Origin of the sequence: Nonomuraea spiralis (genome assembly GCF_014648435.1) — a bacterium.
GTDB lineage: Bacteria > Actinomycetota > Actinomycetes > Streptosporangiales > Streptosporangiaceae > Nonomuraea > Nonomuraea spiralis.
On the sequence record NZ_BMRC01000011.1, the window covers coordinates 334448 to 357637 of the forward strand.

General features: G+C 71.5%; 11 protein-coding genes. 5 read left to right on the forward strand and 6 right to left on the reverse strand.

The annotated features are described in order from the left end of the window. Nucleotide 1: 1 nt before the first annotated feature. The 3 genes from IEZ27_RS27985 to IEZ27_RS27995 are packed head-to-tail and all read left to right on the forward strand — an operon-like array spanning nucleotide 2 to nucleotide 3156. Nucleotides 2-1309 (forward strand): ICP22 family protein, encoded by a 1308-nt coding sequence (locus tag IEZ27_RS27985; RefSeq protein WP_189649955.1) that lies wholly within the window; start codon nucleotides 2-4, stop codon nucleotides 1307-1309. Beyond that, entirely contained in the window at nucleotides 1306-2397 is a 1092-nt protein-coding gene (locus IEZ27_RS27990) for a hypothetical protein (RefSeq protein WP_189649956.1), read from the forward strand. Before IEZ27_RS27985 ends, IEZ27_RS27990 begins: the two co-directional genes overlap by 4 nt. Continuing rightward, the gene (locus tag IEZ27_RS27995) at nucleotides 2398-3156 is read left to right on the forward strand and encodes a WXG100 family type VII secretion target (RefSeq protein ID WP_189649957.1); all 759 of its coding nucleotides are present in this window, start codon (nucleotides 2398-2400) and stop codon (nucleotides 3154-3156) included. Between the two features lie 11 nt (nucleotides 3157-3167). Here the strand turns inward: IEZ27_RS27995 and eccB are convergent, their stop codons facing one another. Further along, a complete protein-coding gene (gene eccB / locus IEZ27_RS28000) occupies nucleotides 3168-4601 on the reverse strand; it encodes a type VII secretion protein EccB (protein WP_189649958.1) in 1434 nt (477 codons plus the stop codon). 113 nt (nucleotides 4602-4714) lie between these two features. Here eccB and IEZ27_RS28005 point away from each other — a divergent pair, with 113 nt between their 5' ends. Then, nucleotides 4715-5134, forward strand: a complete 420-nt coding sequence (locus IEZ27_RS28005; RefSeq protein ID WP_189649959.1) for a hypothetical protein — start codon at nucleotides 4715-4717, stop codon at nucleotides 5132-5134. 2 nt (nucleotides 5135-5136) lie between these two features. After that, nucleotides 5137-6396, forward strand: coding sequence for a WXG100 family type VII secretion target (locus tag IEZ27_RS28010; RefSeq protein ID WP_189649960.1), 1260 nt, complete (start codon nucleotides 5137-5139; stop codon nucleotides 6394-6396). Here the strand turns inward: IEZ27_RS28010 and IEZ27_RS28015 are convergent. The 5 genes from IEZ27_RS28015 to IEZ27_RS28035 are packed head-to-tail and all read right to left on the reverse strand — an operon-like array spanning nucleotide 6393 to nucleotide 23143. Beyond that, nucleotides 6393-6959 (reverse strand): hypothetical protein, encoded by a 567-nt coding sequence (locus IEZ27_RS28015; protein WP_189649961.1) that lies wholly within the window; start codon nucleotides 6957-6959, stop codon nucleotides 6393-6395. The two genes, IEZ27_RS28010 and IEZ27_RS28015, sit on opposite strands and share 4 nt — an antisense overlap. After that, nucleotides 6956-7417, reverse strand: coding sequence for a hypothetical protein (locus tag IEZ27_RS28020; RefSeq protein ID WP_189649962.1), 462 nt, complete (start codon nucleotides 7415-7417; stop codon nucleotides 6956-6958). Before IEZ27_RS28020 ends, IEZ27_RS28015 begins: the two co-directional genes overlap by 4 nt. Nucleotides 7418-7422: 5 nt before the next feature. Next, a complete protein-coding gene (locus IEZ27_RS28025; RefSeq protein ID WP_189649963.1) occupies nucleotides 7423-22398 on the reverse strand; it encodes a WXG100-like domain-containing protein in 14976 nt (4991 codons plus the stop codon). Beyond that, nucleotides 22395-22739 carry a hypothetical protein gene (locus IEZ27_RS28030; protein ID WP_189649964.1) on the reverse strand — a complete coding sequence of 115 codons (345 nt, stop codon included), beginning with the start codon at nucleotides 22737-22739 and terminating at the stop codon, nucleotides 22395-22397. Before IEZ27_RS28030 ends, IEZ27_RS28025 begins: the two co-directional genes overlap by 4 nt. After that, nucleotides 22736-23143 carry a YbaB/EbfC family nucleoid-associated protein gene (locus tag IEZ27_RS28035; RefSeq protein ID WP_229824400.1) on the reverse strand — a complete coding sequence of 136 codons (408 nt, stop codon included), beginning with the start codon at nucleotides 23141-23143 and terminating at the stop codon, nucleotides 22736-22738. Before IEZ27_RS28035 ends, IEZ27_RS28030 begins: the two co-directional genes overlap by 4 nt. Nucleotides 23144-23190 lie beyond the last annotated feature (47 nt).

Consider the following 23190-nt stretch of genomic DNA (forward strand, 5'->3'; position numbering starts at 1 on the left):
CATGGCCGGCTCGAAGCGCGAGACGCTCGTCATCTGGGGCGACCAGGTCCCCTCCGGCCAGACGGAGGTCCATCCGAAGGCGGAGATCCAGCGCCTGCTGGCGACGTCACAGCCGGACCTGGTCAAACTGGCCGGATCCATGTACGTCAGCACGGCCGAGGCGGTCCTCAACGCGGTCGTCGGGATCGAGGACCACGCGGGCCGGATCCTCACCATCTGGAAGGGGCCGGACGCCGACCGGGCCCGCATCGCGCTTGAGCTCCTGTACGCCACCGGCAACGAGCTGGCGCGCAAGCTCGCGGAGATGGGCCGCAGCCTGGAGGGCTACGCCGCCTCCATCCCCGTGGCCGTCGCCGAGGTCGAAGGCATCAAACTGGACAAGAACGACCCGGACGTCCAGGAGGTCGTACGGGTCCACCGGGCGCTGTACGGGCTCGACCGGCAGGGTGACGACGAGGCCAACGCCGTCGCCCTGCTGGAGAACATGCGGGCGCAGGCGGCGCTGCGGAAGCTCAACGAGAAGATCCGCGACCTGCATCTCGGCTCGGTCCCGTACAACATCACCTATGAGCTGCCGGCCGTCACGGTCCCGGGGGGCCCGCTCGCCACGACGAGCGTCGCCTACGGCGGGACGGGCGGGAGCGACGGTCCCACGACCGGCGCGGGCGACCCGGCCGGGACGGGCACGGGCGAGCGGAGCACGACCGGCGCCGGTGACCCGGGCGCGCCGGACGGCACGCAGGACCAGGTCCCCCCAGGTGGCGAGGACGACGCCGCTCCGGGGACACCCCCGGGCGATCAGCCCGCAGGCGGCGACCAGCCCGCCGGCGGGGACACACCCGGACGACAACCCGGCGACCAGGCCGGCAACACCGGCACAGGCACGGGCACGGGCACGGAGGACGGCACCACCCCGCCGGTGATCGGCGCTCAGGACCGGACCGAACTCGACGACGCCACTCCGGGGGCCGACCCGGTCCGGACCGAGGGCTCGGCCTACCAGCCCACGATCGGCGAGCGCCCACCTCTCGTGGCGACCCCCAACACGACCGTGGCGCCGGTCGCCACGAACCAGCCCGTACCATCGGTGATCGGTTCGCCGAACAGCGCGTACACACCCGGCGGGCGACTCGGGGCGATGCGCGGCGGCAGTGCGGCGGGCCTGTCCGGCACGCCGTTCCTGCCGATGACGGGCGGCGCGGGCCCTGTCGGGGACGCGGGCGGAGACCTGGAGCGCACCACCTACCTGTCGGAGGACAGGTCGGCCTGGAACGGCAACCATGACGTGACGGATCCGGTGATCAGGTGAGCGACCAGCAGAAGAACGGCGCCGGCGCGCAGCCGACCGGGCAACAGCCCAACGGCGCAGGCGCGCAGCCGACCGGGCAGCAGCCCTACGGCCAGTACGGCATCCCGATGAGCACCCAGGTGCCGCTGCCGTCGTCGGGCATCTCCTTCACGGACGGCGCGCTCAACGCGGCGAGCGGCCAGATCAACGGACAGACGGCGATCATCGACACACTGCGGGCCAAGTCCGGCCACATGGGGGTGCCCTTCCCCGGTTTCGGCGTGATCGGCTACGGACTCACCAAGGCCCATGACAGGGCGATCGCGGCCCAGTCCACCGCCCTGGAGCGAGGCAAGAAGGCGCTGCAGAGCTGGCAGGCCGCGCTGAAGGCGGCCGACGCCAACTACCACGCGGCCGAGGAGGCGAACGCCGGCCTGTACCGCAAGGACGAGGAGTACGACCCGACCGGCGGCGGAGTGCCGACCCCGAAGATGCCCGAATCGCCGGAGCTGAACATGCCGGACGCGGACCCGCCCGGTGGCGACCTTCCGGACGCCGACCTGCCCGTCCCGGACCGGCCTGACACCGACCTGCCCGGCACGGAGCCGCCCAACGGCGACCTGCCGAACGGCGACCGGCCCGGGAGCGACCTTCCCGGCAGCGATCTGCCGGGGATCGACCGGCCGGACTCCGGCCTGTCCGGCGCCGGTGATCCGAACATGAAGGTCCCCGACATCGACTCGGCGATCAACTCGCCGCAGGACACGACCGGCCTGTCGTCGTACGACCCCAGGGCCCTGAACGGGACGCCGAACCCGAACCTGACCGACCTGAGCACCCGGCCGGGGACCACATGGGGGTCGCCGACCGGCAACGGCGCGGGCTCGGGCGGTGGCGCCGCCGCCGGTCCGAGGGTTCCCGGCATGGGCACGTCCGGGGCCGGGGGGATGGGCAGCGGCATGCCGATGATGCCCATGATGCCGACGGCCGGCTCGGGCAACGGCCTCGACGAACGCGACCGGCAGGAAGGCTCGCTGCTGTCGGAGGACGAAGGCGTCTGGGAGGACGACGAGGACATCGCCCCCGAGATCATCGGCAAGGAGGCGTAGATGAGCTACGAGTCGGGCAAGGGCCTGTACTACAAGGCGGCCGCCACCGCTTCTGGCGCGGCGGTCCTGATCAGGCGTCCCTGGGCCTTTTACATAGTGAGCATGATCGGGATCATGATCTCCGATCCGGGGCGCATGTCGGGGTCGTCCAAGACCTGGCGCACCACCGACAACGGCGGGACGACCTCCGAACTGGCCGCGCTTGAGGAGCAGCTCAAGCAACTGCAGGCCACGGTCACGGGCACGGGGACCACCTGGGAGGGCACGGCACGCGAGAAGTTCGACGAGGCCTACGCGGAGTTCACCAAGTCCCTGGCCACGCTCAGGTCGACACGGAACGCCACCGGCGAGGCGGTCGACCAGAGCGCGAAGTTGTACTACATAGGGGGGCTCACCTTCGTGAGCATCGCCGGCATGATGCTGACATACGCCCTGGCGATGCTCGCCGTGAAACGCTATGTCCCGTTCGCCTACGTGCTCGACCTCAAGGTCGGCAAGGCCGCCGTCAGCGCCGGGAGGAAGGTGCTGATCAAGCACGGCATCGCGGTCACCCTCCTCGGCACCCTGTTCTACCAGGCCGTCCAGATGTCCGAGTCCAGCGGGAAGGCGTTCCCCACGATGAAGGGCATACCGAACGAGCTCGACACCCTGAAGTCCGGCGACCTGCCGGAGTTCAGCAACACCGCGCTCGAGTACAGCGTGGAGAGCCACTCGCTGATGCCCAAGCTGGACACGCAGGGCGGTCTCCCCCGCACCTGAGCGGACGGGCTTCAGGACCGGCGGGGGAGGCGTTCGGACGACGTCTCCGCGACGGGCTTCCGCGCGGCGGCGGGGTCCAGGAGCGGGCCCTCCGGGATGAGCCGCAGCAGATGCGCGGGCACCGGCGCCACCTGGGCGGCGTCGTAGCCCAGCGTGCCGACGAGGTCGGGGGAGGCCAGCCGGAACCGTTTGCCCTCGTCGGTGATGAGGGAGTACTCGTGGATGGCGTCGGTCTGGCCTTCGCCCGAGAGCTGGCCGGCCAGCGCCGCGCCGCCGGGAGGCAGCAGCACCTGGTCGACGCGGTCGGGGTTGCCGCTGCTCGGCGGCTTCGGGATGGCCAGCGTCGCCCCGGTCGTCAGCCGTGCCCGGACCGAGCCCTTGAGCGTGTCGGCGTACACCGCGCACAAGGGCGCGTCCGCCGCCGGGGCGCGGAAGCGCGGCATGGTGACCGGCAGCCCGCCGCCCAGGACGCGCAGGGCCGACATCTTGGCGGCGTTGACGGTGGCGGCGTCCACGGCGATCGGGCGTACCCGGCCGCCGCCGTAGGCGATCTTGGTGTCCGGGTCCTGGAGCAGGAGCGTCGCCTGTGTGTGGGTGAGGGGCGTGAGGCCGTCGGCGAGCAGCACGTACCAGCGTTCCGGCACGCCGGGCACGGCGGCCAGCGTGAAGACCTGCCCCACCCGCGCGGGCGGGCCGCCGGGGCCCGGCACCCGCTTGCCGCGCTGCGCGATCGCCGGTGCGGCGAAGTCCGGACCCGCGGGGATGGAGTTCACCCAGGAGATCGGTACGCGGCGCGGCGTCTGGTCGGTGAGCCGGCGTGGGCTGCTGACCAGCATGCGGTAGTTGTTCCACAACACCCAGTTCTGCTGCCCGTCGTCGACGAGCAGCGCGTCGGTGCCCACCGGCGTGCCGCCGACGTCGATCCCGCCCAGCAGTGTGACGTACGGACGCCGCACCCCTGTCGCGTCCTGCTGTTCGACCACGCAGACCGTCCACGGAGATCTGACCAGCTTCTGGGGCTTCGGCAGCGAGTCGGGCGCGCCCGAGATGCCGACCTTCTGCCCCCGTGCGAAGCCGGCCAGCGACTCGGCCGACACCGTACGGACCTTGATCTCCTGGCTGTCCAGCAGGAGCCTGGCGGAGACGTAGTTCTCCACCGGCTGGAGCTTGCCGTCGCTCTGGTTGTAGACGTAGGAGGCGCCGGTCTCCTCCTCCACGAGGAGTTGGCCCGCCTCCTTGAGCTTGGTGGCCCCTCCTGGGCTGAGCATGCCCCAGATCCCGAACCCGGCCGTGATCAGCACCAGCAGGATGATGCCGGCGAAGGTCGCCACGTTGTACCGCCGCATGGGGGACTCGGGCAGATCGGGCTCGCCCTGCAGCAGCGCCAGACCCAGGCGCTGGGTCATCAGTTTGTGCGCCTGGTAGAGATCCTTTCGGGTCTGCATGACGGACAATGTTACGCAGGTTGCGAAAGAAACTTAATGATGATGGATATCACGCTTTTATACGGCATGGCCGCCTAGTAGGCTTCTTGATCAACCACATGCGGGAGGCTGTCATGGCACCAACCGACAATGGTTGGCATTTGGAGCAGAGCTGGCCGGGTCTGGTCGCCGACAGGGACGGTGTCGAGTACGCTCCGGCGGAGCTGGTAAAAGTCGCCAGCGCCCTTTGGGCGAAATTCCCCGAACTGTACGGCAGCGATCCGAACGCCCGGCCAACCACCGCCACGAGGCCCGGTCAGGGCTCCCAGCCCGACGTGGAGGGACAGGGCGCATCGTTGCAGGTGTTCGCCGATCACCTCGAACATGTGAAGCGCTGGGACGGCGGCAAGAGCTTCGCCGCGGCGCTCATGCAGGGCCACAAGGAGTTGACCACGGTCTACGAGCAGGTCAACGAGAAGCTCAGGATCGCGTTCGCGCTCATCGACGCGGGCGCGGGCAACTACAAGCGCGCCGACGCCGCGAACGGGGGCTAGAGATGGCCGTGGACGTGTCCGGTGACCACACGATCCGCCCCAGCGGGGGCGCGTCCTTCGCCGTCGACGACGACGGCCGGAGCGTGGATGGCATCAAGAAAGTGATCACCGAGATCGATGTGCCGTCCCTCCAGCAGGCGGCGGCGTCCTACCTGTCGGCCGCCGATCGACTCACCTCGATGAACGAGGCCCTGGTGTCGGGCGCGACCGCGATGGCCAAGATCTGGGAAGGGCCCTCGTCGGTGGAGTCGCAGCAGTCGCTGCGCACGCTGCACGCCACCATCCGCGAGCTGGCGGACAAGTTCAGGGCGGTGGGCCGGCCGCTGGAGGCGCTCTGCACGCGGCTGCTGGCCCACCGGGATTTCGTGGAGCACAAGGGCCAGGCGTGGAGCGACAACGACGAGACCTGGGACGACAGCATCCCCGGCTGGTACAGGACGATGAACGCCGGGTACGAGTGGGGCTCCTCGGACGAGCTGGCCGGCCAGCATCTCCGGCTGCTCAACAACGACCTGCTCAAGGTCTACGAGCAGTGGCCGTTCAGCATCCACAAGGTCGTGCCCGACCTCAAGGAACCGACGGCTCCGAGCCCCCCGGTGGAGACGCCTGACGACACCGGGGGCGACGACATCGATCCGGATTCCTTCACCCGTCCCGACGACGACTTCCAGGGCGACGACTTCGACGCCGTCGACGACACCTCGCCCGACGACACGTCCACGCCCGACCTGCCCGGCGACACCCTCAGCTCGGACGGCTACCCGGACGGGAGCACCCCGGACGGTTCCGGCACGGGCACCGACCCCGGCGGGACCTACCCCGGCACCGGCACCCCCGGTGGCAGGGATCCCGACGGCGCCGACCGCGCCGCGTACCCCGGCGGCGGCACCGGCCCGGACACCGGCGCCGGCCTGCCGGGCACGGGCGGCCTGCCGGACACCTCCGGCTCGACCACCCTGGAGGACTTCCAGCGCCCGGCCGGCTGGAACCCGAACACCTCCACCTCCTTCCCGAACGGGAACATCCCGCCCGCGGGCAACGGCACCGGCAACGGTGTCGGCGGCACCATGACCGGCGTCGGCGCCCTCCCGCTCAACGCCAGATCCGCGTCCGCGAGCGGCAGCGGCTTCCCGTTCATGCCGATGGGCGGTGCGGGGGCGGCCGGCGAGGAGGAGGAGAAGGAGAACAGCACCTGGCTGCACGAGGACGACGACGTCTGGGGCAACGACGCGGGCGACGCCGTCTCCGGCAAAATCGGCTAACCCGCAGAGGACCGGCGCAGCTCCCGCAGCGTGCGTTCGGCGACGGCCTGGCTCACCGCCGGACATCGGTGGTCCTGTGCCGCGATGTGCGCGCAGAGCTCCTCGTCCGGCCGGATGCCGTGCTCCTCCAGGTAGTAGGTGACGGTGTCCGTCCAGACCCAGGTGCCGTCGGTCCGGAAGCTGAGCGGCACCACCGCGCCGCGCGCCGGGTCGAGCCGATCGAGGTCGAGATTCGCCGTGGAGAGAACGGCCGCGCCGGCCCTCAGGTAGGCGACCAGCCGCGGGTCCCGCACCCGCGGACGGTCGGTCAGGAAGTACGGCACGCCGTCCCTGACCCCGTCGAAGACCCTGGCCACCGAGATCTCCGGAACGATCTCCACGTAGCCGTCGCTCCAGCCGCGCAACCCGTCGAACGCCTCGGCCGGGCTCCACTCCCGCGCGGCGGCCATCGACTCGATCAACGACCGGACGTCGGCCGAGCTGTACTCCACCTGGTCCCCGGCCCGCGTCACCCTGCCGATGACCGTGCCGGAGGCGATGACGACCACCTTGAGCGTGCTCATGCGCCGCTCACCTGGACGAACCCCGCCTGCCCGAGGCTCGACAACAAGGAGAGGTCGTCCGTGGGGTCGATCCAGACGATCTCCCCGGTGGGCCTCGGCGGCGGGCAGAGCGTGGTGACGAGCACGAGCGGCACGGCCGCGGTCCAGTGCTCGACGAGGGGCATCCGCGCGCGGTCGGCCAGGATCACCTCACGCTCTCCGTCCGTGCAGTCGCCGAACCGTCCTGCCGCCGCCAGCACGGCCTGCAGCCGCGCCGCGGCGGCGAGCGCGTAACGTTCCCTGTCCTCCAGGGTGCCGGCATAGCCGGGGATCAGCTCCGTGATCAGTTCGGCGGGCTCGTCGCCGTAGATCCGCCACCAGCCGTCGATGACCTCGTAGGCGTACGGCGTGCCGTCGGCCCTGGCCGGGGGTGGCGGCGGCGCCTCGGCCGCCGACGTGTTCCTGACGCGTACGCTCATCTCGCTCACCATCGTCCGTCGTCCGAGGCCGGCTGCCATGTCGTGATCGCGAACAGGGCGGTCAGCTGTTCCTTGTCGGCCTGGCGGGGGAACAGGGTGTTCACCATCTCGATGAAGGAGGCCGCGTCCCGCCGCGGGTCCCGGTCGTGTTCGAGGTGGGTGCCCAGTTGTTCCCGCGCGGGCAGGTGCTCCTCGCCGTTGCGCGCGTAGTCCACGATGGCGGCGACGAGCTTGATCCGTGCCTGGATGAACGAGGGATCCAGATGCCCGTCGTTGTGGCGGAACTCCACGTGATCGTCGGCCGTGCCGATGACATGGGCCAGGTTGAGTGCGGAGGGGCGGCGGTGGACCTCGCGGAGCTCTTCCGTCGAGCGCTCGGTGCCGCCGGTGACCTCGTTGGGCTCGCAGTGCCGGTAGGGCCGGTGCATGCCGTAGGGCTCCCTGGGGTTCTGCCCGAGCCGGAACAGGATGTCCTCGTAGCCGTAGTAGAGCGTGAGCAGCCGGTGCATGGCCTTCACGTCGGTGCCGAGCCCCGGGGCGCCGACATGGATGTGCCCGCCGGTCGCCAGGGTGATCTCGCCGCCGTGGGACTTGATGATCTCGGTGATCCGGGCCAGCTCCGCCCACGTCCGCTCGGTGTCCCGGAGGATGCCGGAGACGAACTCGCCGGCGATGAGACGCGGGTTCGCCTCCCGTTCCATGTACGGCCGGCCGCTCATCGAGTCGGGGGCCTTGTGGTGACCGAACACCTTCGGGCTCGCGGCGAGCCCCGCCCGGTGGAGCTCGGCGGTCATCAGGCGCACGTCGCCGGCCCGGACGCCCCTGGTCCCGCCCGCGTGGGCGAACTCCAGCTCCAGCCCGAAGGGCACGTCCGTGGCCATCGCGTCTTGCGTCATGTACGGCACCACGGACGCGACGTCCTCGCCGGCCGCCAGCCGCCGGGTCACGTCCTCGACGACCTCGTTGTGGTCGTCGAAGTCCCAGCCGAAATGGCTCTGGACCCGGGCCGGCGCCGGCGCCGCGGGCGCCAGCAGCGAGATCTCGCCCTTGGCGTGCATCCCGATGTGGTAGAGCCTCTTGAGCGCCTCTTCGTAGGCGGGAAGGAAGCCGCTGTCCCGGTAATGGGAAGCCAGCGACATCATGACGTCGGTGAGGAAGTCCACGTCCTGCCGGCTCAGTGGGTTGTCGACCCATACGGGACGGTTGTCGGGTCCGGTCGCGACGAAGTTGCCGCGGAGAACCTTACCGACTGCCGGGACGGAGCTGGTGTCGGTGCCGGACACCAAGGCGGCGCGTCCGCGATCGACGCGGGGCACGATGAAGGCGCGTCCGTGATCGACGCCGGCCATACCGGGGCCCGTGTCGTAGAGGTTGTTCGGGTGCCGGTCGCTGTTGAGGATCAACAGGTCGAGGAGTTCGAGCAGGATCGCGTTGCGCTTGGCGTTCGTGTCCGCCCTGCCGACGGGGTGCGTGCCGTGGACGTACTCCATGAAGACCATGCGTGGATCCGTCGGGTGCGCGACGACGATGGGGACGTCGGCCCCGATGAGCCGTCCCACCAGTGACCCCATGACCTCGGCCCTGGCTTCGATGATGCCTGTCCGCTTCCGTACGATCTTGGTGCCGTCCTCCAGGGTGAGGTGCGCCACGGTGCCGTCTATGCCCTGCTCCCCGAACAACTCCCACTCGTGCGGATCGGCCGCGAGCGCTTCGTCGACGGCGCTTTGGGGCAGGCCGCGCTGTTCAGGGACGGGCGTCCGGGCCGGGACGGCGAAGGGCGTGGCGGGCGTCACCCTCCTGGACGGGTGGGCCTGCAACCACTGGCCGTCGTCGTCGAACGGGAAGACCGGCCGTCCGTCCGCGTCGTATCCCTGAACGGCCGCGGTGTGAGCCTGCCTGTCGGCGCCGATGTAGACGATCTCGTTGCCCGCCAGGATCGACCGGCCGGTGAGGTCGGCCAGTTCCTGGAGCACCGCCGGGTCGCGGGCCGTCTCGCAGCCCAGGATGCGTATCCACGCGTCGGGCTGCGCGAGCACGCGCGGGTCGTGGGCGAGCATGGTGCCCAGGTCGGCCGCGCTGAGTCGTTCGGAGCCTATGAAGAAACCGGTGCCGTCACCGGCGATCGCGACGTCGATGGTGCCGATGGAGCGTCGCAGCAGGCGTGGATCGGCCGTGGGCATGACCGCGGAGCTCTCGTCGCGGTACCAGATGCCCGCGTTGACCTCGCGGCGATGCCTGGAGATCAGGTCCCGGTGCCGGGCGCTCAGCGGTGGCGCGGACACCGGGCCGGACGACTCGACGGGGCTGACGGCCGCCAGAGGCGGGACGCGAGGTATGTGTCCCTTGCGCTCCGTACGACTGGACCGCGGATCCTCCGGCATCGCTGCCAGCTTGGGACCGAGCCAGGCCCTGAGCTGCTCCCCGACCACCGCCGAGGTGTCGGCGGGCAGGAAGTACCGGAACTGCGCCGATGGCTGGGCGGCGTTCTCGACACGGAGGTTGCCCAGAGACGTGGTCTCCACGGCTCCGTCCGCGGCCAGCACGACCCGTCCGGTGTACCAGGCGAGCTCCTGCGCGAAGGTCGTCGTCCCGTCATGGGGGCCGGCCAGTATGATCGCGGCGTCCTGCGGCAGGTCGGGGGAGCACAGCAGCATCGCCGCGACCACCTCGGCCCGCAGGAGCCGGTCGTCGACTATCATCCCCCGCTGGGAGTAGCGGCCCTCGACCACGAAGGCGCCCTCGACGGGCCGTACCGTGTGCCGCTTCGCCGCGCCGGCGTCCTGACCGGTGCGGACGCGCAGACCCGCCGCGGTCGGGGTGACCGCGTTCCGCCGGAGATGGTTCGCCAGGTCCCAGGCCAGTTCATCGGTGAGCCCGATCCTCGGCGTGACCACCGGTCCCGTTCGTTCCTGGGCCCGGCGCTGCGTGAGGAAGTAATGGACCTCACCGTTGTCGGCGGTCATCACCGCCGTCACGGTGAACCGGGCGCCGGACCTGAACAGCGCGTGATGCGGCTTGCCCGACACGTCCGCGACCGGTACGTAGTCGGACGCCAGGATGGTCACTCGCGTGCCGTGGGGGCTCTCGGCCAGATGGCCGGCGTCGTCGACACCGTCGATCAAGGTGTCCACGGTGAACTCTTCCCCACCAAGGATGCCCCGGGGAATCAGGCCGTCGGGAACCCGGGCGAACACGTGCCCTTCAGCGCTCGCCCGTGCCGCCAGCTCGGCGTCGGCCCGGGAGATCACGTCGGTCCGCTTCTCCGCGATCACCTGCGCCAGGTGATCGTTCCGCAGGAGGTCGCCCAGGATCGGGTCCGTTCCCGGAGCGGGCCGCCACGCGGGCACGCGATACTCGACGGTCGTCCGGTCCTCGGAGAACGCCAGCGGGATCAGCCTCGCGTCGTCGGAGCCGGTGAACTCGCCCAGCATGTTCAGCAACCGCTCGTACCGGTCGCCGAGGGCGAACGCGCCGAAGGTGTCACGCAGTGCCTCGAAGGCGGCGGTGACCCGGGCGACGTCGCCGGGGGCCAGGACCGGGGCGCCGCCCCGGAACTCCCAGTCGCCGGCCTCACCGAACCGGACGAGCAGCGGGTTGACGTCGAGCAGCCGTCGCAGTGTCGCGTGGTCCAAGGGCTCGCCGTGGGCGAGGAAGGTGTACAGCGCCCGGGTGGCCAGGCGGGCCTGCGTCTCGGGGGTGGGTTCCGCCGGCCGGCGGACCTCTTCGTAGAGGACGTGGGGGGTGGCCCGATGCGCGCCGGGCAGGCCGTCACCGGCCTCGTACGCCTCCTCCAGCCTGGCCTCGTGCTCGTCCGCCGCCGCGCTGGTCGGGAACTCGTGGCGCAGGGCCCGCCGGCCGTCGCCGAAGACCACCTCGGTCGTTCGCCCGCGTGACCCCGGCACGTCGAGCACGCGGGAGACGCCCGTGGCGACGCTCGCCCGCAACGCGTCGCTGCCGAACGTACGCCACACGTACCCGTCCTCGTCGAGGTGCAGGGCCGGGCCGGCGAGGCCGAGCGCCTGTCTGGCCAGCGCGCGGACGAGGACCTCCGGGGCGTCGACGATGGGGATCCTGAGAGCGCGGGACCCGTCGGCGAACGTCACCACGTCGCCCAGGGCCGACGCCCGCTCCGACAGGACGCCCTGCTCGACGGTCTGCTCGACGTTGACGCGGAGGCGGCGAGCCGCGTTGATGGCCTGGCCCTCGGCAACCGGGTCCGTGCGCGAGTCGGACGGGTCCCCGTCCATGGCCCTGAGCGGTGCGACACGGGCGAGGGGCAGCTCGGCCCCCGGCACGGCGGCCACCACGCTCTCCAGGCCGACCGCGTTCCCGGCGAACGGCCCACCCACGAGGCCCTGGTGCCGTCGCATGATCTCGTCGTAGTGGGACTGCAAGCCCATCCGGGCGAAATCCTCGCGTGCGGTCTCCAGCATGGTTCCCAGCACCTGCACGTCCGAGAGGGACAGCGGGTTGCTCGCCCAGTCGCGGCGGCCGGAGGCGTCCTCGCGCAGGAACAGGTCGAGCAGCGGGCGGGTGCTGGGCAGCACATGGAGGGCCGGTCTGGTGACCAGCGGCGTGACGTCGGCCAGGGCGGCGAGGTATCCGGTCAGCACCGCCTCGCGGGTGCCGAGGAAGCCGGAGGAGGTGGCGGTGGGCGTCCAGTCGATCAGGATGTGCCGGTCGCCGGCCGCCCTGGCGGGGCCGACCAGGCCCAGGCGGTGGGCCAGCTGCGTCATCAGCAGGGTCAGGTTCCTGCTCTGGGGGGTGGACTCCTCAAGGAGCAGGGCGGGGGAGCCGTCGGCCAGCGTCACCTTGGAGACGTTCGGGCCGAGGGGCTCCGGCTCACCCCGGACACCCAGAGCCGCCAGCTCCGGATCACTCGGGATGCCCAGAACCTCCGGTTCCGGGGCGGTTCGGGGGTCCGAGGCTTCCTGGGTGTCGGTTTCCTCCGTCCAGTTGATCAGGGCGTCGATGGGGTGCGAGGGGCCGGTACGCGCGGCGAGGTCGGCCTCCACCGCGGCGATCTCGACGGCCAGCCGGTCCGCGGCCGCGGTGTCGCCCGCCGCCAGGGCCTCGCGCTGCTTGCGTTCCAGGAAGCGCAGCTCGTTGCGGCGGGCGGTGACGCACTCGTCGCGCGTGGCCTCTCCCGGCGCGTGCGGGTGCGTGTGCTCGCCCTCCGTACGGAACTGGAGCACGTCGCTGATCTCGTGCAGGACGAGCCGGGCCACCTGGTCGGAGGCGACGCGGGGAGCCAGGGTCACCACGTGCGGATCGCCCCGCGTGCCGGCGTTCGTCGCCGTGGTCTCGCCCAGGTAGCCGCCCTCGACCGGCCCCACCTGGAACTGGAAGTGCACCCGTCCGAGCAGGTCGGATTCCAGGACGAGGGTGTCGCCGCCGTTCCAGATCACCCGCCAGGCGCCGGCGACGCCGCCGAAGTCCTCCAGCAGCACCTCGTTGTTGAACGCCTGCCTGGCCTCGTCGACGGTGAGGTCGGCCTCGTCGGCCGGGCGGCCGTCGGCGACGAACGCGGAGTCGTCGATCGGGGAGCCGTGGGTGGAACGGGGCGCGCCGCCCGGCCCGTTCTCCGCGTCGTCGGGCTTGTTCGCGGCCGGCCAGGCCGCCGGATCCGCGGCCCGCAGGATGCCGCGCCTGCTCAGCTCGTTCCTCAGGTGCTCGGCGAGGCTGGGGGCCTGCTCCGCCTCCGACTGCCGCTCGGAGCGTCCGGCGGGGTCGGCGGGGTCGATGGAGGTGGCGGGGTTCGTGTCCGTCCTCGGCATGGTGCGCTCGTGCAGGGCCAGCAGGTCCATCCCGTGCTGCTCGGCCATCGCGATCAGGGAGGACGGCAGTCCGGCGAAGTGCCGCCCGAATCCTCCGTCGTCCCCCTGCGCCGTCAGGCGGCCGTCGGGGGTGGCGACGTAGGTCAGGGGCGGCCCGTACGGAGGCCGGAGCGTGACCAGGACGTTCTCGTTCCGATCGCGGGCGTCCACTTGCGCCTGCCTGAGCTCCCCGTACGAACGAACGGGCCGCCCGGTCCCCGAGCCGACCGGCCCCGGCAGGGCGGCGGCAGCAGGCGTGGCCGGCCCGGGAGCCTCGTGGCCGACAACCGGCGGCGGGTTCTCGGCCTGTTCGGCCAGCTCCCGCATGACCTCGTCGAAGACGATCACATCGGCGTGGCCCGTGGCGACGCGGACGGCCCCCTGCGGCGGCCTCTGCCCGGACTTCGGGGCCGGCGAGACCTCGACGCGTACGGTGTAGTCGACCCGGAACCTGACCGAGCTGCTGTCGGCCTTCTCGAAGACGCTGGTCTCCCTGCGGTTGCCGCCGCCGACCGACGCGCCGTCGCCGCCCTGGCTGCGGTAGCTGCCGCCCAGGCCGAACTTGAGGTCGAACGGGAGCCACCTCCGCATGTCGTTGCTCCCGACGGCGATCCCGGCCGGGAACCACCGGGTACGGTCCGAGCTCGCGGACGTGCCCCACTGCCTGCGGTCGACCTGCCCGATCTCGTAGTCCTTGTGACCTTGGGCGATCGTCACGGGCTCGGACAACACCGCTCCGACGTGCACGCGGGCCACCCTGCCGCGCGACAGCGGCACTTCGAGCACCATGAGCCCGTCCTCGGCCGTCATGAGCTCGAAGTTGGTGTTCCGGTTGTTGCCGGTCAGGATCCGGGCGAGCGTACGGGACTCGTGGCGGGAGAGGTCGAGGCCCATCGTCGCCTTCAGGTGCCGTTCGACGGCCTTGGCGAGGTCCTTCACCCGCGTGCTCTCGACCATGAAGTTCTCGGGCGGGGGGAAGGGCCGCGGATCGGCCACGGCGGGCTGCGGAGCGGTGCCCGCGCGCGCGACCATGCCGGGCGGGATGAGCCGGTCGATGGTTCCCGAGACGCGCCGGGAAGCCTCTGCCACCAGCGACGAGTCCTCCACAGGCGACGAGGACCTCACCCGCCGTACGTCGACCACGAGCCTGATGCCCTGGCGCACCTCCGCCCTGGTCCCCCCGAACGACGCCGCCCGCTGCACCCGGGTCTCCTGCAGGTTGCTCGCGGCCGAGGCGCCGCGTCCGCGGTCGGTGCCCGTGGAACCCGACTCCGCGCCGTCTTCCGTGTCCTTGCCGCCGAAGGTGCCGGTCAGCGCCGAGGACTCGGAGACGTTCTCCTCGTGCATGGTGTAGAGCTGGAGGATCTGCCCCACGTCGGAGACCTCGCCCCGATACTGGACGTCATCGCTGAGCACGGCCCGTACGGTGACCTCAAGGGTGTCCGTGACCCCGTCGCCCCTGACGGTGTACTCGGCGGGCGGGGAGTCCGGGTCGAGCAGAGTGTCGATCTTGCCCAGCCAGCTGTTGCCGGAGAAGTCGGCCGACAGCGCGCGCCACAGGCTGGTGTCCTGGGCGAGCGCGCCCGGAGCCACCGCCTCGACCGCCTCCGCGATCTCGTCCAGCAGCTCGACCTCGGCGCGCGGCTGATCCTCCGGATGGAGACTGACCCCCTTGACGGTGCTCATGCCGATGGCGTCCTGGTACGTCGGCGCGAGCACGGCGGCCACCTCGCCGTTCTCCAGCCGCCGGGCGGCCGCCTCCAGTTGCGCCTTGACGTGGTCCCGGAACTCCGGCCGGCTCAGCATGCGGTCGATGGTCTCGCCGACCGGCTCGCCGGGCCGGCCCGGCGGAACCCCCGGCGGCATCATCTCGGCCAGCGTCTCGGAGGAGAACAGTTCGAGGAGCGCGGCGAGGGCCCTGCCGGTGTCGTGCCCCCAGCTGAGCGGGACGCCGGGCAGGGTGGTCAGGCCCGGGACGCCCGACGGATGGGCGGTCCTCGCGCTGGCCAGGTCCTGGAGGTACTGGGTGATGAACCTGACCGCCACCCGGCGGCCGAGCTTCAGGTCGCCGTTCATCACCCGTTCGGCCGCGTCGGCGAGTTGGTGCAGCGGCAGCTCCACCTCTCCGTTCGCGTACAGGTCGAGCGCGTCGCGTTCGGCGACCAGGTAGACGACGGTGCCGTCGTTCCGCGTGATCGTCTTCGCGTCGATGCCGGAACCCACGGTCACTTCCGCGGCGACGTCCATCACGAAGGAGTAGTGCCTGCCCGTGTCGATGTTCAGTCGCTCGGGGCCGGAGATCAGCTTCCGCTCGGTCGAGGTCGTACGCCCCCACGAGGTGGTGCCGCTCCCCTCGCCCTCCCGCTCACCGAGCGCCGGCACTCTCATGGAGCCCCCGGCGTCCCGCGGTTTGGAGTCCCGGGTGGTGCTGCTCTGGGAGCTGAGGGTGAGGTTGATGTCGCCGACCAGGATGTCGGTGGCGGACAGGAACCGCGATCGGCCCGGCGTCAGGTGGAGGCGGACCGGCTGGTGCCGCGCCGTCCCGGTCACCGTCTGGGGGTCCACCCCGGTCCGGTGACCGGAGGTGAACACCTCGGGGTGGCTGACCAGGCTGCGTACGTTGAAGAACGCCGCGAGGTGCTGGAACGCGGGCGAGCCGCGGTCGAGCGAACCGCCGAGCAGGTCCGCGACGGTCGTCGCGATGTCGCCGACGTCGAGGTGGGCGATGGTGGCCCGCCGGAGCATCGACGTCGAGGTGGGGTGCCGCGGCCCCGGCGGACGCGGGTGCCCGTCGGACGACAGCGCGAGCGGGAGCAGATCGGAGGGGAGCACGATCCGCGCGTCCCCGGCCCGTCCCTCCGCCACGGGCCGTACGAGGTTCGCCCCGGTCAGCCGCTCGACCTGGACGACGTGCGGGATGCGGAAGACCGCGCTCTGCCCGGTGCCCTCCAGGAGTTTCACCTGGTTGACGGTGCTGCCCGTCGTTTGCTCCACCTGGTGGTTCCGGCCGCGGCTGCCGGAGAGATTGGCCCCCCCGGGATCGAGGCCGGGGTCGTCCTTCACGGAGACGTCGGCTCCCGCCCCCGCTGTCCGCGACCCGGTCAGGTTCCGGGACGAGGTGTAGGTGTCGGAGCCGATGTCCAGGTTCACCACCGGCTCGGCGCCGGTCACCCCCTCGTAGACGGCGTTGTCGAAGTCCTGTCTCAGGCTGATCCGCAGGGTGTAGTGCTCGGCCGGGCCGAGGCGGTTGTGGTGGACCAGGTTGACGATCAGGCCCGCCTGGGCTGCCTGGTCGTAGCCGGTCTCCAGGCGTTCGGCGGAGAACTGCTCGGCGACCAGTTGCTCGTTGGCCATCTGGCTCGCCCTGACCGAAGCGTCGAGGGAGTAGCGGGGGACGCCGTTCTTGAGCTTCGGCAACACGCCTTCGCGGCGCAGATACTCCTCGACCTGTTCCCGGATCGAGTCCATGCCGGTGATCCGCTGAACCAGCGCCGGGCCCGCGCCGCGCGTCTGGTTCTCGCCCGTCCCGTACCAGGTGGGCAGTGCGCCGACCCTGCCGGGCGGATCGACCTTGACGGGATCGCCTCTGAGCACGACGTTGCCGTCCGCGTCGCGCCCGATCTCCGCTGCCGGGTCGACCGGCAGGCCATAGCGGTAGGCGTCCGGTTCGGGGATGCGGAACAGTCCGGTGCTCGGGTCGGAGACGAGGGTGATCGGGTCGTTACGGCCCATCTGGATCGTCACCGTGTGCACCATGTTCAGCAGGTAGCCCTGGGTCTCACCCGCCCATCGCTGCACGCTCGGATGGATGGCCACGCCGGTCACGCTGGTGGACGCGGATGCCGCTCTGCCCACCTGGCCGCGGACGGTGAGCTCTACCGCAGGGTTGTGAACGGTCTGGTCGGCCGTCTTCGAGGTCAACCCCACGGCCCCTCCGAAGCCCGTGTCGTGGTTGTCGGAGTGGCTCTGGCCCGCCTGGGAGGATCCGACGCGCAGCCGTTCCTGGTGATGCTTGGTGCTGGGGCCGCCGAGACGTGTGTCCCCGGGGAGCACGGTCGTGCGTATCGTCATCACGCCACGGATCCGGCCGTTCACGATGATGGGCCGGCGCAGCCCCGCCGGATCGTTGACGGCCACGCCGAGGTTGCTGGGCAGGTCCTCGGTGATCGCCGTGACGACCTGGTTGCGGGCGACGGAGCTGCGCATGACCTTCGTCAGCCGTCCGGTCACCCGCTCGGCCAGATCGAGCAGGCCGGTCATGCTGACGACGACGTGCTCGGGGAAGGGGGAGCGCCGCCGGTCGGCCTCGGGAAGCTGGAGGGGCTTGTCACTGGGATCGAGGAGATAGGCGTGCGAGAGCCACAGGCTCTGACGCGTGGTCTCCCCGGCGGGCAGCGAGTCGGTCACCGGGGGGCCGGACGCGGTGCGCAGTTCCACGTTCCAGCTCGCCTTGGCGGTGAACATGGTGGCCGCGCCGCGGTTGTCCTCGACGTTGCCGCCCAGCCCGTTGTCCTGAGCCGCGGTGGAGACGGAGTGAGCGCCACCCCGGGCCAACTTGAACCTTAGGACGCCGTGGTCGGCGATGAAGTGGAGGGTCGGCGAGGAAGTGCTCCGCATCCACCGCCGGCCCCAGTCCACGATGTCCCGGTCGAAGTTGAGCCCCCTGGAGCGGCGGCCGGTGGCGGACGCCCTGCCGCCGCCCTGCGGCAGCTGCCCGAGCATGGTCTCGGAGTGGGAGGCGGCCGGCTTCACCACCTCCATGAGGTCGTCAAGCGTCAACCGGATCCGCAGTTCCGCGCCTTCGGTCCCGTTCAGGCGCAGCAGCAGGCCGTCCGGCGCGACCGCGGTGTGGAAGGCCTGGCGGATCGCCCGCCTCAGCTCCTCCTGGGAGAAGCGTGCGGACAGGCCCTGGTCCGTGAGCAGCTTGTTGACCAGCTCGGTCAGCCGGGCCAGGTTGGCGATCGGGCCGGCGGTGTAGGCGGCCAGCAGGGCGTGCGGCGGCGGCAGTGCCTCCCGGTGTGCCGAGTCGTAGGCGTCCGATCGGCTCCGCATCTCCTGGAGGGCGACCTCGACCTGGAGCGTTCTGGGCTTGTCCGGCCTGTTCACCCTGTTCAGGGCGGTCATTGTCGCGTCGGCGGCGTCAAGTGCCTGGTTCGCGGCGATCGCGGCGTTCGCGTACCGCTCGGCTGCCCGCGCGTGGTACCTGGCGGCGGACTCCGCCTGCTCGGCGGCCAGCACCTGCTGACGCGCGCGCTCGGGAGCGCCGTCGTCCTGGCTCAGACCGTGCAGGAAAGCGTGATTCCAGGCCTCCCGAGCCTTGTCCCAGGACTCTTCGGCATGGTGCCGGTGACGGCTGCTGAGTTCGAGGTTGTGCGCCCAGGCGGCCTCCAGCCTCCTCTCCTCCGCCTCGACCTCCGCTCTCAGCTCCGACAGCGCGGTGGGCGGGGGCTTGGGCACCGAGAGGGCGGGCGGTGTCGCCGGCGGCAGCGCCGCGACCGCATCCTGGTACGCCTCCATGGCCGTGGCGGCCGCTCGCGCGACGGTGTTCAGCGCGGCGTGGTCGACCGGCTCTCCCGAGACCACTCCCTTCAGCAGTTCGGCGAGCACCTCGTGGGCGTCGCGGGCGGCGACCGCCAGGCGTTCGGCCGCCTCGTGCAGCGCGCCGAGCCGGGCGAGCTCCGCCGCGATGGCCCGCCACCTCTGTGCGCCCTCCAGGTCCTGCCGGGCCAGCGCCTCCGCCGCGAGCACGTACGGCGCGCTCGCCGCCTCGTTGTAGGCGCGTACCGCCGCGCGCTGTGCCCTGACGACCCCGTCGAACCCCTCGATGGTGGTACGCAGCACCGTGGCGGTGGCCCGCCGGTCCGACACGCTCTGGAGGAGGTCGCCGAGCATGTCGTCGATGACCTGGGCGTCGCGCGTGTTCGCCAGGCGGTCCGGCGTCGTGAGCCGGCGGTAGTACCCCTCATGGGTGGCGCCCAGGCGGAGCAGCTGCGAGGCGAGCACGTGCGGCGGGGTGATCAGGATGCGCCGCGCCCGAACCATCTCGTCGAGGAGCAACTGGTACGTCTCGGCGGCCCGTACGGCCGAGTCGGCCGCGCTCTGGCGTTCCGCCGCCGTGCCCGGTGAACGTCGCGCCGGGCTGGCGAGCTCGGTGGCGGCCGCCCGCAGCGCGGCGATGTGGGCGTCGAGCACGTCCGGTTCGGTGGCCCGGGACAGCGCGGGAACGAAGACGGCCGGGTCGACCTGCTCCTCGTACCGCAGGCGGAGCTGGTGGGCCGCGTGCAGCGCCCTGGCGAACTCGGTGCCCCTCCTGCCGGGAGCGCCCGCGGTGTGCACGAGCGACTGGGCGCTCTCGTACGCGGCCCTCGCCTGGGACACCGCCGTCAGCAGCGGGGAGGTGCCCATGTCGGTCACCGTCATCGCCAGGAGCCGGAGGTCGGACTCCACCCGCAGGAGCCGGTCGATCTGCCGCGCCAGCGCCTGGTCGAGATCCTGTACGAGCTGGGCGACGGCCTGGTCGTGGTGGGTCAGCAGGCCGATCAGGTCGTTCGTCGACTGATGGGCCGGCGCCGGTCGCGCCCCGGCCCCTTCCAGCTCGCCGTGCGCCTCCAGGATCCTGCGTACGGCCTCCCGCTCCTCCTCCAGGACGGATCGTTCGGCGCCGCTCGTCAGGTCGATCCGGCGGTTCAGGAACTCCAGCTCGCGGTGGCGGGCGGTCAGGCACTCGTCGCGCTCGTTCGGCTGGGTGATCAGGCGGCGCAGCAGGCCCTGGCGAGGCTCTTTCCTGGCGTGCAGGGTGTCGGCGATCTCGTGCAGCATCAGCCTGGCCACCTGGTCGGGGGCCACGCGCGGGGCCAGCCGTACCTCGTTGACGCCGTTCGCGTACAACACGGTACGGCCGAGCCTGCGCCGGGAGACGCGGCCCACCTCGAAGGTGAACGTCTGGTCGGGGAGGCCCGCGACCTCGACCACCAGCGTGCCGGAGCCGGTCCAGCGCAGGCCGGTGATCTCCGATCCGAGGTCGGACGCGCGGACCTCGACCTCGAACGCCGCCCTGGCCTCCGCCACCGTGAGCACCGGCACGCCGCGGTCGCGGCCGTTCGCGACGAACCTGGAGTCCTTGATGGGCCGCCCGCTCACGAGGGCATGGGCGTCCCTGGTACGGCGAACGGCGCCGATCAGCCTGGTGACCAGGGCGGGGCCGGGGATGGCGGGCTGCTGGGCGGGTGCGGGGACGGGGGTGGGGTCAGCCTGGGTCTGCGGGGCGGGGCCGGGGGCGGCCGCCGTCTCGGCCGTGGTGAGGGTGCCGGTGTCCTGCGGGGCCGGAGCGGGTTCGGCGGTACGGGGCTCCCCGACGCTCAGCGGGTCCCCGGTCCGCGCGGTCTCCGGGGTGCCGGTGGTGTCCGGGGTGGTGGTCGCGTCAGGGGTGGTGGCCGGTGTCTGGGAGGCGGTGGTGTCCGAGTCGGGGGAGGTGTGCGGCGTTTCGGCGGGCGCCTGGTCCGTGGTGGGCGCGGGCTGCTGATCGGCGGCGGGGGCGGTGTCCTGCGCGGTCGGCTGGGACGCCGGTCGTGCGTCTTGGCGCGGGTCCTGCGATCGGTCCTGCTGGTCCTGCGGATCCTGTTGGTCCTGCTGGTCCTGCGGCTGGTCTTGCAGGTCCTGCGGCTGGGCCTGCGGTTGGGATTGAACTTGAGGGGTGGGGGCGTCCTGGCGGGGGTTGGTGTGCTGGGGGCGGGGGGTCTGCGGCGTGTCCGGGGTGGCGTCCGGCGTCTGTACGGCTCGGGCCGCCTTCGGTGCGGTCTGCTGGGGCGCCGCCGGTTCGGTGACCGTGCTCGTACGGTCCCGCCTGCCCCCGCCGGGGAGGTCGCCCTGCGGCAACACCGGGCTCCCGCCGGCGTCGGGCGAACCGGTCTGAGGGCCGGGGACGGAGGAGAGGTCCCCGAGGCCGGGAGCCGTCGTGATGGTGGACGCGTTCCGCTGGGCCGCCATCGCCTCGGCGAACACGCCGCTCAGCGAGGTCACGGGGGTGACGGCCGCGTGCAGGACCTCCAGGTTGGTCGGGCTGAGGGTGTTCGTACGTCCCGCGCCGCCGAGGAAGCCGCCGTAGAAGCCCTCCGCGCCCGGCAGCGCGAACTGGTCGTAGACGGCGTAGTTGGCGACGATGCTGCCGGCGGGCGAGGCGACCATGTTGTTCAGGCCGGTGTTCAGCGCACGCCCGGGGAAACGCAGGAACGCGTTGCCGACGCCGCGGTTGTCGCCCGCGATCCGGTTCAGCCGCGAGATGCCGGGCAGGTTGTTGGCGAAGCGCGACATCGGATCGCCGAGCTTGGTGCCCGCGACCGCGCCGGCGCCCGCGCCGATCGCCGCCGCCTTGACCTTCTTCCAGTCCAGCGAGTCGCGGGTGCCCATCTTGATCTGCTGGTACTGGGTGGTGAGGTCGATGACGAGCTCTTCGGAGATCTCCTCGAACAGCTCGGCCGCCAGCGCCGCGTTGAAGAAGCGGCCCGCGCCGGCTCCGGCGAGCTTGGAGATCTGGCCGCTCGCGGCGACCGGGCCCGACCTGGCCGCCACCAGCGCCAGCCGTTCCATGATCAGGGCGATCCTGGACCCGCCTGCCGCGCCCACGCTGCGCAGCATGAGGCTGGCCAGCGGGAAGAAGCCCGCGGCGATCAGGGCGGTGAACGCGGCGATCACCGCGATCCAGAACGCGACGTTGATCGAGAGCTTGGTGTACTGGGTCTCGCGGGCGAAGTTGTCGACCATCTTCGCGTAGGAGAAGGACTCCTGCGCCTTCGCGACCACGCCGACCTTGTTGTCGTAGAGCTTGGCGAGCCGCTTGAAGATGGCCGGTTTGGCGGGCGACTGGAGGCTGCCGTTCAGGGTCTGGACGGTGGTGGAGGTCGGGTCGAGCGTGCCGATGAGCAGGTTCATCAGCTTGACGTACTCGACGCGTAACTCCCAGAGCTTGCTCTCGCTGCCCTCGGGCCAGCTCTGGCCCGCCGTGAGCAGCGGGATCAGGTGGTGGACCACCCAGCCGGGCAGCGCCTCGGTCCGCCAGACGGGCTCCACGTCCTTGGTGGCGATCCCGCCGTCGAACGCGCCGGTGCCGCCTGCCGGCTTCCGCGCCTCGTCGGTGGTGGTGGTGACGTCGCCCTTGCCCGCCATCATGCTTTTCGATAGGCGTTCGACAGGCCCAGGTCGATCGCCTGCTCGGTGGTGAGGGTGTTGGAGACCGTCGCGCGCAGCAGCGGCCCGGAGCCGGAGATCTCCTTGATCAGGTCGTCGGTGTCGCGCAGGAATCTCTCGGGGCCCCCGCCCGCCAGGTACTGCTTGCTGAAGGACAGGCCGTCCGGCCCGTCGCCCTGGGGACGGGCGGCGTTCAGCGCCCGGATCCGCGCGGCGATGGCCGGCCAGGCGGCGGCCAGGTCGGTCGCCATGGCGTCCCACTGGTTCAGGCTGTTGCTGATCGGTTCGCGGATGTGTACGTCCGCGCGGTCGTCGGCGCTCATCGACGGCGTCTCTCTCTCGGCACCGGGCCGGAAAGCTGGTCGAGCACGGTCTCCAGGTCGCCCTCCAGATGAGCCCGTAACCGCTCGGGCGGCACCACCGGTTCGAAGAGTTCGACCAGTTCGTTCAGGGCCTTGGCGGTGGCGCGCCGTATGGTGTCGGTGATCGCGTCGGCCAGCCCCCGGGCGTCGGGGCGGCGGTACAGGCGAGGGTCGAGGTCCAGCCTGATCAGCTCGCCACGGACGCTGACCGTGGCCGAGACGAGCCCGTCGGCGGACTTCTCGGTGACCTGGATCGCCTGAGCGCGGGCGTTGAGATCGGTCGCCTCGCGCTGCATGCGCATGAACGTCTCGCGTAACTCGTCGGCGTAGGCCTGGAGTCCCACGATGTCAGCGTCTTCGGTCAAGGCCCCACCCCCTAACTGGGGTGAGGATAACAACAACATCATTCGGC